A 14,110-nucleotide genomic window follows, 5' to 3' on the forward strand; every position below is an offset into this window, starting at 1 on the left:
TTACGACAAACATTCTCTCTTTAATTTAAGGTGATAGGTAATCTGACAATCATTGTCGTCCCGTATCCAAGCTCACTCTCGACTTCAATTTCTCCTCGATGTAGCGAGACGATTTGCTTTACGATAGCAAGCCCCATCCCACTGCCTTCATACTTATGACTATGGGAACGATCAGCCTTGAAAAACCGTTCGAATATACGTTGCTGATTCTCTAAAGAAATCCCAATGCCTCTATCCGCTATTCGGACTGTCACATGATTTGCACTTTGCTTCATGCTGATCTCAATCGTATCATTAGCATTTGAAAATTTAATACTATTCGTAAGAATATTTGTCCATACCTGATGTAATTGATCGTAATCAGCCATGAGGCGAACAGCCTTCAACTGAAGCTCAAAATCAATATTACGAGAGGACCATTGAGGCTGGAGGGAGACTATGACACGTCTAATTTGTTCATCTAGACTGAACGTATCGAGAAGCATTGGCTGTGTCTTTGATTCTAGTAAGCTCAGCTTTAAAAGACTATCACTCATCTTAGACATTCGATTGGCCTCTGAAATGATGATATCAAGATAACGGCGTTTCTCGTCATCCGTTACATCGACTTGTTTCAGTGCTAATGCGTAACCAGAAATGGAGGTAAGTGGAGATTGCACCTCATGAGACACATTTGATACAAAATCCCTCCTCATTTGCTCTAGCTGCTGTAACTCCTCCGCCATGTCTTCAAAGCTTTTAGCCAACGTACCTAACTCCCCCGATTGCTTAATATTTAATTCGACATTGAAATCACCACCAGCAATATGTTTAGTTGCTTGTGTTAGTTTTTTGATTGGCTTGACTAAAAACATCGCTGCAACTAAAAACACAACGCTTCCAATAACAAGGGCATAAGTAGCAAAATTCAAAATCAACTTAATGGAAAAAGAGGTTGAAGGTAAAGAAATCGTTTGGATAAACATCGCTCTAGTTCCCATTTCTGTTGTTAGAGGTATGCCGACAAATATTGATGAAATACCACTTGGAATTACTTGAATGACCTCTCCATCCAGTACAGCTTGTACTTGTTCCATTGTTACAGGGGCTAACTGATTGCCATGAAGCTTTCCGTAAGACGTAAACTGCCCTGTTTCTTCATAAATGCGAATATGATAGGATTCAAGCTGATGCATATCACGTATAAAACGATCTGCTTCATGATATGGCAATGTGTCAAAAATTTGTACCATGTCTTGTCCAAAATTTAGTAAGGGAATTTGTAAGCTTTCATTTAATTTATCTTTAAATACCCATGTTGCCATGAAAAAAGAGATAACAGTTCCCCCAATGACAGCAACTAGAAAGATTAAAACGACGCGTGTATATAAAGATTTAATCATTCCTCAACCTCAAGCCTATAGCCCAGACCCCTTATTGTATCGATATGAAAATCAGTGATGGTGTTGAAGCGCTCACGCAGGCGCTTAATATGTACATCGATGGTTCGATTATCTCCCACATAATCAATCCCCCAAATTTGGTCGATCAGTTGTTCTCTTGTATAGACTTGTCCAGGTGTTTCTGCAAGCTTATATAATAATTCAAATTCCTTGAGTGGTAGTGAAATAACATCTTTTCCTCTCATTACTTTATAGGTCTGACGGTCCAACGTGACTTGACCAAGTTGAATGGTCTGCGAATGGCCAATTCTGTAGCGCTTTAAAAGTGCCTTTACACGTACAGTTAGCTCTAACGGATCAAATGGCTTTGTTAAATAATCATCCGTTCCAAGCTCAAAGCCCTTCACTTTTTCCCATGTCTCCCCTCTTGCAGTCAGCATCAGTAGAGGAAGATCCATATTCATTTTGCGGAGCTCCTTACATAGTGTCCAGCCATCCATCGTTGGCATCATAATATCCAGTACAACAAGATCAATAGGTGCTGAGCCGTAGATGGCTAATGCTTCTTTACCATCTCCTGCCTCCATTGTAGTGAACCCGTCTTTGCGCAGAAAAAGGCAAACAAGTTCACGAATGTTCGCATCGTCATCCGCAACAAGTATCGTTGGCATACATTCGTTCCCCTCTTTTCGAATCTATTATTCACCCACATTATACTATATAATTTCTTTACTTCTCCCCTACCACACCTCACGATTAATTGCTGTGTCCTAAAAGTAAAAAACCACTTCCTAAAAAAACATAAAGGAAGTGGTTCTAATCAAGCAATTAGCTTTGCAAACCATGCAACGTAATGAGCCCCTGGAATCAATAATAACTGTGCCACAATGGTTCCTAAAAATCTGGAAAACATCATCATAACAGACATTCTTTTTAGGTCTAGATAGCTTCCTCTCTTATTGATCACATCATCTGCTAGAATGGATATTTTCGGGTCAATAAATAGGATTAATAGTATCGTTGCAATGCCATTAATTAATCCAGATGCCATAACAGCAGTAGTCTTTAATTCTGGTACTAATAATGTGGCATACAATGCAGATAAAACGCCAATCGTATAGATAGCTGTAATGACAATATTGATGACAAATAATTTAATCGGTATATCCTGTAGACGAATGCCTTTTAAATAACTAAAATTTGGTGTATGAATATGCTTAATCCCCCGTCTTACATAGTCAAATGTAAAGCCCTTTTTCAATAAAGACGGGATTGAACCTCTTTCCTCAGCCAAATGAACGATAGCCCTTGAAAAAATGGCTACAAAGGTGGGGATAAGTAAGATTCCTACTATTGTTCCAAGCGAAGCCGCTCCAATAATTAGTCGAAATTGATGCTCTACAAATGTCATCGCATTAACCGTGGGTGCTGTATCAACAAGGCTCCCTGTAAATGGTTGTTGCATCATATTTGCTAACCTCGACACCATGACCATTACATTAAAAAGAGATAAAGCCGATGCTAGTAATTTGACACGTGCTCCTGATAAACGTACGGCATAGGCAAGCGTTTCAATCGCATGAATGATTAAAATAAATAAAGCAATCATGATTAATTTTTCTGTTATTAAATCCACATATGTACCTACTCTTCGCTTTCTAACGATTTAATATTGTAACGCTTATTCAATAAAATAGTTCCAATTGAAAAAATGTGATGTCAACGGTAGAAAATGCAATTTTAAAAGGCGAGGGTTTGATTTCGTTCCGCCAGTGTCCTTTCCAGGGCGTTCGCTTTAGGGGTCTCCTCTGTGTTGCTGACTCCTCTCCAATCAACCATTCTACAAAAGTGTCTTTTCCTCTTTCATACTGGCAGTAGTGAGAAGTGATGAGTGACTACCCTCGCCATAAAGAGTAGTGAACACCTTTGTTTTATTCGATAAATTTTTCTAAAAAAGAAACATTTTAATGGGTTGGAGTGGAAGGCTACTTGAATCTTCTGGGATAGCGATACAGGTAAACCTCTAAACGGAGCTGTGTTCGCCAAAGAAGTAACCTGCACGGAAATCCATTTTCACCTTTTACAACAATTCTATTGATGGTTTTGTTTTTCAACACTATGAAAAAACTTACCCTAAGAAAGGGTAAGTTTGTTGCTTTACCATCAATTTTAATCGATCATCCTGAGACATCTCTGCCGTCAGCAGCGTTGCTCCATCCACCCCAAGATAATCATGCGGATTCCACCAAGCACGTAAAGAATCTTCCCCGAAGTCATTCTTTTTAGCGCTAGAATGATGACGAATAACGGTTTCCTCAAAAGATAAATCAAAATAATAAGTATTGGCCTTCTGATCATAGAAGTGGATTAAATCTTTTAACATAGCTCCATAACGACTGGTATGTAATATTCCTTCTACAATGACAACTTCACAACGACCTTTACCATACTCTGCGATTTGACGAATTAATTCAATAGAAAGATTGCCTTCTCGATAAATGCACCTTTAACATATCACGTCGGACAACATCTTGCGCAATCAAAAGGTACCATGTCCAAGATGATGAGATTCCCTTTTTTCTCCTTCTCTTTTTTAGGCTCTTCTAGACCAAATGACAACAGGAATTAATACTAACGACAATAGCCCTCCTGCTAAGGACAACACTGCATAGCTTGAATTCGCTACTACCATACCTGATAGCGCACCACCTGATGCACCTGCCAATGCCACAAAGACATCCATTTTCCCCTGTGTTTTTGCACGGGTAGAAGGCTCCGTCGCATCAACAATTTGAGCAGTTCCACTAATTAAGCCGAAGTTCCAACCTAATCCCAGTAAAGAAAGTGCCACAATGAGTAACACCATGGAATCGCTTGGTGCAAATGCAGCCACTACGCCCGCGAGCAGCAGCGTAATACCTGAAGCAATACTCATTGCCGTACGTCCGATTTTATCAACAAGCATACCTGTGACGAGTGATGGCAGATACATAGCACCTACATGAAACCCTATCACAATACCAACCTCAGCTAATCCATGTCCATGATGTTTCATATGTACAGGTGTCATTGTCATGATGGCCACCATGACAATTTGTGTTAGGACCATAACTGTTGCTCCTACCGCTAGGCCTCTTTTATTGCTTGATATAGGCATGGATGGTGTTTGATTTTCTTTGTTCATTTTTTGCTTATGTGCCTCTATGGCTTTCGCTATTTCTAGAGGGTCAGGACGCAACATAGTAAACAATACAAGCCCCGCCATAATAAAGGCCAAAGCAGATAATAGAAATGGACCCGCTAGAGCTGGAATACCGATAGACAGGGCCACTTTTCCCATCCATTCTACTAAATTTGGACCTAAAACAGCTCCAAACGTGGTCATAAGCATGGTTGTACTGATTGCTGTAGCACGTTGCTTATTATTGGCTAAATCTGTCCCGGCATAGCGTGCCTGTAAATTAGTTGCCGTACCAGCTCCATAGATTAATAAAGAGGCAAACAATAACACAATACTATTTATTAAAGTAGCAAGAACTACACCTATTGCACCGAGTCCACCCACTATAAAACCCGTTGATAAGCCTATGCGGCGACCATAACGTTGTGATAGTTTTCCTACAATGAAAGCCGCAACCGCAGAGCCTAATGTAAATAATGCAGAGGGTACACCCGCATAGGCATCCGTTCCAAGCATTTGTTGTGCCAGTAGAGCGCCTACAGTAATACCCGCTGCAAGTCCAGCTCCACCAAAAATTTGGGATAAGCTAACAACTATCAATACACGCCTATATAGGTTTTTTAGTTTTTCTGGTGACTCAATATAGGACGCAATTGACTCTTGAGATTTTTCAACCATTTTTCAACCTTCTTTCCATTAATCTTTATCAGAGCTACAAACACTTCATTTATTTTCAGTTAAACTTTGCCATTCTAAAACGCCCTCTTCTAATCGAAAAGCATTCATGCCTTTTGCTTTCAACATTTTTACAGCTTGTGCTGACAATAAGCAGTAGGGGCCTCTACAATAAGCCACAATGTCAAAATGGGTTGGCAATGAAGATAGTTGTTCCTCTAACTCTTCAATTGGAATCGAAACAGCTCCAGGAATATGTGCTTTTTCAAACTCTTCTTTTGGACGAACATCTAGTAATAAAACCTCCCCCTTTTCCATTCGAGTAATAAGCTCGGTAAGTGTTACTCCCTCTATACCAAGGTGCTCATTAAAAAATGCTTCTTTTATTTGCTGAACCTGAATCAATTGCTTTTCAGATAATGCATGTAATGTCGTTAAAAAATCAGAAATTACATCATCTGCTAATTCATAAATAACAAAATTACCTTCTTTTGTGAATTTTACTAATCGGGCGTTCAAAAGTGTTTGTAAATGTTGAGATACATTCGCAACTGACATGTCGGTGTTCTTGGCTAATGCCTCAACAGACTTCGGACCTTGAGAAAGTATATCAAGAATCTCCAATCGCTTAGGACTAGATAAACTTTTTCCTATCCTAGCGAATTCTTGATATAACAAATCCTTTAAATTACGCTCATTCATTAATACTAACCCCCTTACAACTATTCAATTAATTTATTGAATAGTTGAATGATAATGTTTTATTTTACCATTGTCAATCGATTGATACACATCTACATTTTTATGCACAAATAAAACATGCTTCCAAAGAAACATGTTCTACCTTTTTAATTGATTGAATGTGCATGCATAACGACTTTCTTTTTCTTAGCGTAAAATAAGAAAGTAGTGGTTAAACTTAAGCTTATGATTCCGAAAACAAGTCCCATACCACTTAAACCAATTAAATCTAGCATCATGCCTGTCGATAAAAGCACGACTTGAAAGACGACTGAATCAATCATGTTGCGGAATGAGAAAAAGCGTCCATGGAACTGTTTGGGTACTTGCTTTTGGAAGATTACCATTGTTGTTGGGAAAAAACAGCCAACTGAAAAGCCAAAAACGCCAAATGCCACTAAAGCGAAAAATGGAATATCTGCCAGTAATAATAGTAGCTCCATTGAGCCGATAATAAAGGCTAATGAAAAAAGCAGAGTACCCATTTGTACACGGTCAGCAATCATTTTTAAACCAGCTGCACCAAGCATAAATCCGAGACCTTCCACCGTATACAATAATCCTGAAATTGTGGTAGATTGATGAATTTCAGCTATTTTCATAATTACTAAATTAAAAGAGCCTAAAAATAATGTAGGTATTAACATTAAGACAAGGGTCATCAAGACGACTGGATGCTCTTTGACCATCGGTAACACTTCTTTAAAATTCCCTTTTTCTTTGTTTGTCATCGTTTCAGTAGATGCTTCATCCAATTGCAATAGACTAGTAATGACAAACATACATAAATAGACAATAAATGAAATAATATATAACCATTTTAACTCAAAAAAACTGAGCATAAATCCGGCAGCGGCTGTACCGACGATCCTTGAAATGGTTCTCGCATTCATTTGCCAAGCATTTAATGTAATTAAATCCTGTTCCTTCGCAATCATGGGAATAATAGATTGCAAGGCAGGCATATAAAATGCTGCTGCTATTTGCAGTGTGATTAAAAATAGAATCATCCAAATGACAGAATTAGTATAAAGTGCGATAAACATAAATAAAACACTGATGATGCGTCCGATACTCGCCAACTGGACAACCGTTTTTTTCTTCGATTGGTCAATGATACGCCCTGCCATTGGACCAACGACTAAGCCTGCTAAAATACCACAAGAAATAATTAATGATTTGTGAAAGTCAGAAGGTACTACCTCTTGCATAAAGGCTAAATTGCCAATAATGCCAGCCCATAAGCCGAGACCTACGACAAATTCACCTAATAAAATAATCCATACGTTTCGATTTCTCCACATGCTGTTCTCCTTGTTGCTATCATAAAATTTATCGTAACAAAATTTTAAATATTCGTACATAAAAATATAGAAAAATTTGCTAGATGCTATGCTACACTTTCTCTTTCTAGTTTATCTTAACGAGTATACTATTTTTCCTAGAAGGAGTACTCATTCAAAAGTTTGAACTTGCCCCCAATAGAAAAAACATCGTTTGATGAGCGTATCAAACGATGTTTTTCGTTAAGAGGTTTCTAGTTTATGAACAAGTGCTTTCTTTCTACGCTCAACGATTTTTTGACAGATGAACGTCATGCAAAAAATGAAGCCGACTGTTGTCGCCATCATACCTGCTATAGAGGTATCCCAGAATTTCGCTAAATAATAGCCAATGACGGAAGCAGCAGCTCCAAAGAGCATACTATAGACAAACATTTGCTTAATCGTCTTGCTGATTAAATAGGAAGTTGCAGCTGGTCCAATTAACATGGCAACCACTAAAATGGCCCCTACACTATCAAAAGCTGCCACTGTTGTAAACGAAATCGATGTCATAAAGCCATAATGAAGAAAGACAACGGGAATTCCAATGGTTGCTGCATAAACAGGGTCAAACGTCGCAAGCTTCATTTCTTTAAAGAAAAGAAGTAGGAACCCAATATTAATGACGAGGACGAGCAAGAGCATCCATACTGCCTTAGGCATTGCTAGCCCAAGCAATGTCCATTTATCCCAAGGAACAAAAGCAATTTCTCCCATTAAAACATGCTCAACATCTAAGTGCACATTGCCTGCAAATAAGGTGATAAGGAGAACACCTGCTGCAAACAGAGATGTAAACACTACGCCTATCGCTGCGTCTTCTTGAATACCAGAAGAATGTAATAATTGCACAAGATAGGCTGTTAAAATTCCTGCAAACGCAGCACCTACCAACATCCAAAAACCATTCAACGTTTGGGTAATAAGGTAAGCCATCACAATGCCAAAGAGCACTGTATGACTGATCGCATCTGCAATCATGGACATTCTACGCAAGATGAGGAAGACACCTGCAATTCCACAAGTTATCCCAACTAACAGTCCCGTGAATACAACCCAAAATTCAATCATCTTACATCACCCTGCTTTCGAAATTGCATTTTCCTACGATATTTACTAATTTGACCAGTTGGACTTATAAAATACGAAATAAAGAATATACCTGCTGCCACTAAGACAATTATCGGACCCGTCGATAACCCTGTTCGAATTGCACTAATAAAGGTTCCTGTTATGCCAGCGATACCTCCAATCGCAGCACTTAAAATGAGCATTGTGCTCAATTTTTTTGTCCATAGCTTGGCACTGGCAGCAGGAATAATTAATAGAGCTGACATTAAAATAACGCCAACAGCTTGTATACCTGTAACAATTGTCATAACAATTAAAACCGTTAATGTTGCCTTTAAAGCCTCTATCGGTAAGCCAATCCCTTTTGCATAAACAGGATCAAAGATCAGTAGCTTCCATTCCTTATAAAGCAAGAGACTAACTACAATAATGATGGTTGCACTAATAAAGAGCCACATTAAATCTGCCTTGGTCATCGTCGCTGCTTTACCGAAGATAAAATTATTCAGACCGCTCTGATTCCCCAGTGGGCTACGGTTGACCACTGTTAAAAATACAACACCCACACCAAAAAATACAGTGAGGACTAATCCAATGGCAGCGTCAGCCTTCATTTTTGAAAATGACACAATCCATTGAATACAATACACAGATAATGCAGATGTAATGCCCGCTCCTAGCATTAAAATCGGCAATTCCTTTTGACCTGTTAGCAGGAACGCAAGGGCAATGCCTGGTAATGCTGCATGCGCAGCAGCATCCCCAACTAGACTTTGTTTTTGTAAGAAGGAGAACGTGCCTGTGATACCTGCTGCAATGCCAAGTAACATCGTTCCACTCAGTACCCACAATAAGTTACCGCTTAACATTATGTCCCTCCTTACACATGCTGCATCATGAAAAGTTTACCACCATATGTTTTTTGTAATTGCTCTGGTGTAAAAACATCTTCTGTTGCGCCTGATGCTAAAATCGTTTTGTTTAATAGAATCGTATAGTCAAAATATTCTTTAACGGTTTGAAGATCGTGATGCACAACAAAAATACTTTTTCCCTGTGCCTTTAAATCCTTTAAAATATCAATAATCGTTTTTTCTGTCGCAGCATCTACTCCTGCAAATGGTTCATCTAAAAAATAGATATCTGCATTTTGTGCAAGGGCTCTAGCCAGGAATACACGCTGTTGCTGACCTCCTGAAAGCTGCCCGATGGAACGCTCTGCAAAATCCTGCATCCCAACACTTGCTAAAGCTTGTCGAGCAACAATTTTATCCTGCCTAGACGGTCTTTTAAATAAACCTGTATGGCCATAACGCCCCATGAGCACCACATCCAACGCATTTGTTGGGAAATCCCAATCCACCGCATTACGCTGAGGAACATAGCCTACTACTAAACTCTTTGGCTCAAACACCTTCCCTAAAATTTCTACCTTTCCTACTTTATTGGGAAGCTGATTTAAAATGGCCTTTAAAAATGTGGATTTCCCTGCACCATTTGGGCCAATAATGGCAGCTAGATGACCTGTAGGCACTGTTACACAGGCATTTTCTAATACTGTTTTTTTATCATACGCCACCGATAGATTTTCCACTGTTAATGCATACATATTCTTCACCTACTTTAATGCATCGACGATCGTGTCGATGTTATGTTGATACATACCTACATACGTACCTTCTGTTGTTCCTTCAGCTCCCATAGCATCGGAGAATAATTCTCCACCGATGACAATGTCGTGGCCTTTCTCCTTAGCCCCTTCAATAACAGCTTTCATCGCCTTATCGGACACACTGGATTCTATAAAAAGAGCCTTAATCTTATTTTCTACTAAGAAATCAACCATCTCCTGAACATCTTTCACTCCATACTCTGAATCCGTACTCAGCCCTTGCAAGCCACGTACTTCAAATGCCTGACTTCTGCCAAAATAATTGAATGCATCATGAGCGGTTACTAATATTCTTTGTTGCTGTGGTATTTCATTCACCCGCTTTTCTGCGTAGCTTTGTAAATCATCCAGCTTTTTCAAGTAAGCTGCTTCATTTGTTTGAAAATCTGCTTTAAATTCAGGGTATTCTTCCTGAAGCTGCGTACTGATTGCCTTGACAACACCTTTCCAAAGCTCAATATCAAACCAAATATGTGGATCATGGAGCATGGCATCCGTATCACTGGCAAGCAGTTGTTTTTCATCTAATGTCTCGCCCACTGCCAAGACCGTTTTATCCTTCGCCATTTGTTCAAATATATCGAGCATTTGTCCTTCTAAATGTAAGCCATTATAAAAAATGACTTCTGCTTTATCCAATTTTGATAAATCACTTTGAGTCGCCTTGTAGAGATGGGGATCTACACCTGGACCCATTAATGCTGATACCTGTAAATGATCACCACTGATTTCTTTTATCGCATCTGCAATTTGTCCAGTGGTTGCAACCACAATACCTTCTTTTTCACCCTCTGTTTCTGCTGAACAGCCTAATAATAGAAATGAGAGTGATAATACCATCACACCTAACCATTGTTTCATTTTCCTACCTCGACTTTCTCTTTTTTAAGCAATTGTTTGAAAAAAGTGCCTAAACAACGAAGTAACCAATCGGCGGACAAGCCGTAAATTGTTTGTCATGCCCGCCCCTAGTAGTATTCAACTTCAATCTCCTAACTTTTTCCATACAATACCTTAATTTATATTCATTTTCCTGATAAGCTGGCGCCAGCTCATCCAGAAAAGTATTAACATCATACCTGCGCCTACTGAATCGGTCAGTTTCCATACGATTGCTAAAATAATTAAAATGGCCATTGGAAGAATCGTCAGCTTGAAATCACCTAAATCTTTCATTCACGCACTCTTCTTTCTTTGGAGATATTTTGTTTCCCTTAGGAAAAATATATGCTTAATACAAAGAAAATTCAACTACTTTATGAAAATTTCTTTTAAAAAATTTTTTTCTTACACAAAAATTAGTTTAGCCCAAACAAAAAAATCCCTAATGCAGACATTAGAGATTCTTTTATAAAAATACATATATTTATTTTAATATACTTTCATTCTTCTTTTTCCAGCGGCTTTCCTATAAATTCAAATGCATAAATATGTGTTTTCGTTAATTCAATAATGTCCTTGATTAAAGCTTCTTCTGATTTTTCATAACCGCTTGCAATCCATTGCATCATCAATCCATAAAAGCCGTAGGAAGTATAATGCTTGAACATGTTCATGTTGACAGGCTGCTGATTGATCGTCTCAAATTTAAATTGCTCTTGATAAATTTTTGTAATCGTTAAGGGCATACGGGTGTGCAACCCAGGAATCGTATCTTCCACATTCAGCAGCTCGAAAAACTGACGGTGCTTATAAATGTAATGAATAATATTAAAGGATGGTGCTTTCAATTTTGTCGTATATACCTTTTCACCATATAGATAGGGTTCACCTACTGCCACTTCCAGACCACTCAGCATTTGTTCTAGTAAATTCTCTGCTAGTTCAAATTTATCTTGAAAATGCACATAAAAGGTACTACGGTTATAGCCCGCTCGTTCTACAATATCCTTCACTGTAATGGCTTGAAAACCATGCTGTTTCATTAACTCGACAAACGCTTCATAAAAATGACGGCGGGTTCTTTCTTGTCTTTGTGTCCATTTTGGCAATTTTACTTCCCCCTTTTAGACATTTCAGGCACATATGTCTACTAGTTAGATATTTACTACGACATTAATGATTGTTTCCGTTTTCAGGCGTTTTACAATAAAAGTACACCGTGATTTACACAGTGTGCAAGAAAAAAGATTGTTTAAGGGAGTGTCATGTATGGGGAAATTACAAGATAAAGTCGCAATTATTACAGGTGGTGCTTCTGGTATCGGTGCTGCAACAGCCCAATTATTTGTAGCAGAGGGAGCAAAAGTGGTGCTTGTGGACCTAAACGAGGAAAAAGGCCAAGCATTTGCAGCTGAACTACAGGCAACAGGAGCAGAAGCCATGTTTATCAAAGCAAACGTAACGGATGAACAGGAAGTAGCAGCTATTTATCAAACAACTATTGAGGCATTTGGCAAAGTCGATGTCCTTTTTAATAATGCAGGAATTGGACGTGTTACGCCAACTGAGGAGCTTCCTTATGCGGAATGGCGTCAAACTGTAAATGTAGACTTAGATGGTGTATTTTTAATGGCACAGGCTGCCATCAAAGAAATGCTAAAAGCGAATGGTGGAACAATCGTTAATACAGCTTCAATGTATGGTTGGGTTGGCTCGCCAGGATCAGCTGCTTATAATGCAGCAAAAGGTGGCGTGATTAATTTAACACGTTCATTAGCATTGGAATTTGCTACGCGGGGGATTCGTGTCAATGCCCTATGTCCAGGCTTTATTGATACACCAATTATCCCGGAAGAAAGTAAGGAGCCATTACGTCAGATCACACCTATGCAACGACTAGGACAACCAGAGGAAATGGCGAAAGCTGTTTTATTTATGGCATGTGAAGATTCAACGTTTATGACAGGGAACACATTAACAGTAGATGGTGGCTACACAGCCCAATAACGACGTTTAAAATAATCGCTACCCAACAAAGGGCAGCGATTATTTTTTCACTAGAAAAATTTGCAGTTTTTATCCATTTCCTGCAAACTATTACTAAAGCGAGCAAGAAAGGATGAAGACAACAAATGAAAAAAGTAATAGGTACATTATTATTTTCTATTCTGATAATAGCTAGTGCAGGCAATGTACAAGCTGCTGGCTTTCGGGACGTATCAAAGGATCATTATGCCTATGAAGCTATTTTATGGGCAGAAGAATATGATATTGTTAACGGCTTTACAGACGGTACATTTAAACCGAATGCTTCCATTACGGAACAGCAATTAGCAAAACTATTAGCCAATTTTTATGAGCTCGAAACGCCCATCGACGAATTAAAAAAGCAAACTCCTTCGGCAAACTGGTCGGATGAATTCTATAACCAGCTCGCAAGCTATGGGGTGCCTTTAAATGGCTATTTCGACAACCGAATCCGAGCGGCTACTGTGAAGCGCGGTGTAGTGGCACAGGCTATTGCTCATTTAGCTAGCGGTAAGAAGGGCTTAAATCAATCTATTCAATTTTTACTTGATACCTATATTTCTTCCGGGCTAAATCCACAGTACGAAGAGCGAAATTTACAAAAGTTTTATGGCGTGACAAACAACATGACCCGTGCGCAAGTTGTCACGATGCTCTATCGTATGGACGAACGAAATTATTATGAAATTTCAGCGGATGCACAAGCAATTCATGAGAATGCCAACAACGTATCTTTAAATAGTAGGGCAAAAAATGCTCAAAATCAGCTCGACAAATCATTACAACAGGCTACTCCTAGTAAAAGCGCATGGGAAGGTGTATATACCTATTACTATAAATGGGGTAAGGGTACAAATGAGTTTAACCGCCGTGATGCTATAATCTCCAATGCCACAAACAAGAGCTTTTCTATTGCTTTAACGGCGAATGATGGCTCCGCTTCAGGTAGTGTAAATGGCACAGCCACAATTACAAGCAACACGAAAGCCCTCATGAATACATCCTCGAATGGCAATCGTTGTGTCGTCGAGTTTGAACGTTTATCCAATAATGCCCTAAAGGTGTCCGAGATTGATTGTCGTGCTGAACGTAATGAAGGCACCAATTTTTCGGGTACCCTCAAGCAGCAATAATTTGTAACAGAGTCTGATTC

General features: G+C 38.9%; 15 protein-coding genes. 2 read left to right on the forward strand and 13 right to left on the reverse strand.

What is annotated here, in order from left to right; all coding sequences use genetic code 11:
• Window positions 1–20: 20 nt before the first annotated feature.
• The 13 genes from PSR12_RS13850 to PSR12_RS13910 all read right to left on the reverse strand — a co-directional run bounded on the left by PSR12_RS13850 (window position 21) and on the right by PSR12_RS13910 (window position 12,038).
• Window positions 21–1,382, reverse strand: a complete 1,362-nt coding sequence (locus PSR12_RS13850) for a sensor histidine kinase (RefSeq protein ID WP_274769390.1) — start codon at window positions 1,380–1,382, stop codon at window positions 21–23.
• Complete coding sequence (locus tag PSR12_RS13855) at window positions 1,379–2,053, reverse strand: response regulator transcription factor (RefSeq protein WP_221680306.1); 675 nt, start codon at window positions 2,051–2,053, stop codon at window positions 1,379–1,381. The genes PSR12_RS13850 and PSR12_RS13855 overlap by 4 nt, the downstream gene beginning before the upstream one ends.
• 149 nt (window positions 2,054–2,202) lie before the next feature.
• Entirely contained in the window at window positions 2,203–2,991 is a 789-nt protein-coding gene (locus tag PSR12_RS13860; RefSeq protein WP_255600892.1) for a lipid II flippase Amj family protein, read from the reverse strand.
• A gap of 519 nt (window positions 2,992–3,510) precedes the next feature.
• The gene (locus tag PSR12_RS13865) at window positions 3,511–3,765 is read right to left on the reverse strand and encodes a P-loop NTPase family protein (RefSeq protein WP_274769392.1); all 255 of its coding nucleotides are present in this window, start codon (window positions 3,763–3,765) and stop codon (window positions 3,511–3,513) included.
• A 210-nt stretch (window positions 3,766–3,975) separates the two neighbouring features.
• Window positions 3,976–5,241, reverse strand: coding sequence for an MFS transporter (locus tag PSR12_RS13870; RefSeq protein ID WP_221680303.1), 1,266 nt, complete (start codon window positions 5,239–5,241; stop codon window positions 3,976–3,978).
• Window positions 5,242–5,286: 45 nt separating this feature from the next.
• Window positions 5,287–5,940, reverse strand: a complete 654-nt coding sequence (locus tag PSR12_RS13875) for an ArsR/SmtB family transcription factor (protein WP_221680302.1) — start codon at window positions 5,938–5,940, stop codon at window positions 5,287–5,289.
• Window positions 5,941–6,086: 146 nt separating this feature from the next.
• Window positions 6,087–7,283: an MFS transporter gene (locus PSR12_RS13880; protein WP_274769393.1), complete on the reverse strand. Its 1,197-nt coding sequence runs from the start codon at window positions 7,281–7,283 to the stop codon at window positions 6,087–6,089.
• A gap of 222 nt (window positions 7,284–7,505) precedes the next feature.
• Window positions 7,506–8,375 (reverse strand): metal ABC transporter permease, encoded by an 870-nt coding sequence (locus PSR12_RS13885; RefSeq protein WP_221680300.1) that lies wholly within the window; start codon window positions 8,373–8,375, stop codon window positions 7,506–7,508.
• The gene (locus PSR12_RS13890) at window positions 8,372–9,244 is read right to left on the reverse strand and encodes a metal ABC transporter permease (RefSeq protein WP_004230651.1); all 873 of its coding nucleotides are present in this window, start codon (window positions 9,242–9,244) and stop codon (window positions 8,372–8,374) included. Before PSR12_RS13890 ends, PSR12_RS13885 begins: the two co-directional genes overlap by 4 nt.
• An 11-nt stretch (window positions 9,245–9,255) precedes the next feature.
• On the reverse strand, window positions 9,256–9,984 hold the full coding sequence (locus tag PSR12_RS13895; protein WP_004230653.1) for a metal ABC transporter ATP-binding protein: 729 nt from the start codon (window positions 9,982–9,984) through the stop codon (window positions 9,256–9,258).
• A gap of 9 nt (window positions 9,985–9,993) precedes the next feature.
• Window positions 9,994–10,908 (reverse strand): metal ABC transporter solute-binding protein, Zn/Mn family, encoded by a 915-nt coding sequence (locus PSR12_RS13900; protein ID WP_221680299.1) that lies wholly within the window; start codon window positions 10,906–10,908, stop codon window positions 9,994–9,996.
• Window positions 10,909–11,061: 153 nt separating this feature from the next.
• Window positions 11,062–11,223 carry a hypothetical protein gene (locus tag PSR12_RS13905; RefSeq protein WP_004230657.1) on the reverse strand — a complete coding sequence of 54 codons (162 nt, stop codon included), beginning with the start codon at window positions 11,221–11,223 and terminating at the stop codon, window positions 11,062–11,064.
• A gap of 206 nt (window positions 11,224–11,429) precedes the next feature.
• A complete protein-coding gene (locus PSR12_RS13910) occupies window positions 11,430–12,038 on the reverse strand; it encodes a TetR/AcrR family transcriptional regulator (RefSeq protein ID WP_221680298.1) in 609 nt (202 codons plus the stop codon).
• Between the two features lie 160 nt (window positions 12,039–12,198).
• Between PSR12_RS13910 and PSR12_RS13915 the strand changes: the two genes are divergently transcribed.
• Both PSR12_RS13915 and PSR12_RS13920 read left to right on the forward strand, forming a co-directional pair.
• Window positions 12,199–12,936, forward strand: coding sequence for an SDR family NAD(P)-dependent oxidoreductase (locus tag PSR12_RS13915; RefSeq protein WP_221680297.1), 738 nt, complete (start codon window positions 12,199–12,201; stop codon window positions 12,934–12,936).
• Window positions 12,937–13,061: 125 nt separating this feature from the next.
• Window positions 13,062–14,090 (forward strand): S-layer homology domain-containing protein, encoded by a 1,029-nt coding sequence (locus PSR12_RS13920; RefSeq protein WP_274769396.1) that lies wholly within the window; start codon window positions 13,062–13,064, stop codon window positions 14,088–14,090.
• The last annotated feature ends 20 nt before the right edge of the window (window positions 14,091–14,110 follow it).

Source organism: Lysinibacillus sp. G01H (genome assembly GCF_028872195.1).
In the GTDB taxonomy this organism is placed as follows: Bacteria; Bacillota; Bacilli; order Bacillales_A; family Planococcaceae; genus Lysinibacillus; species Lysinibacillus capsici.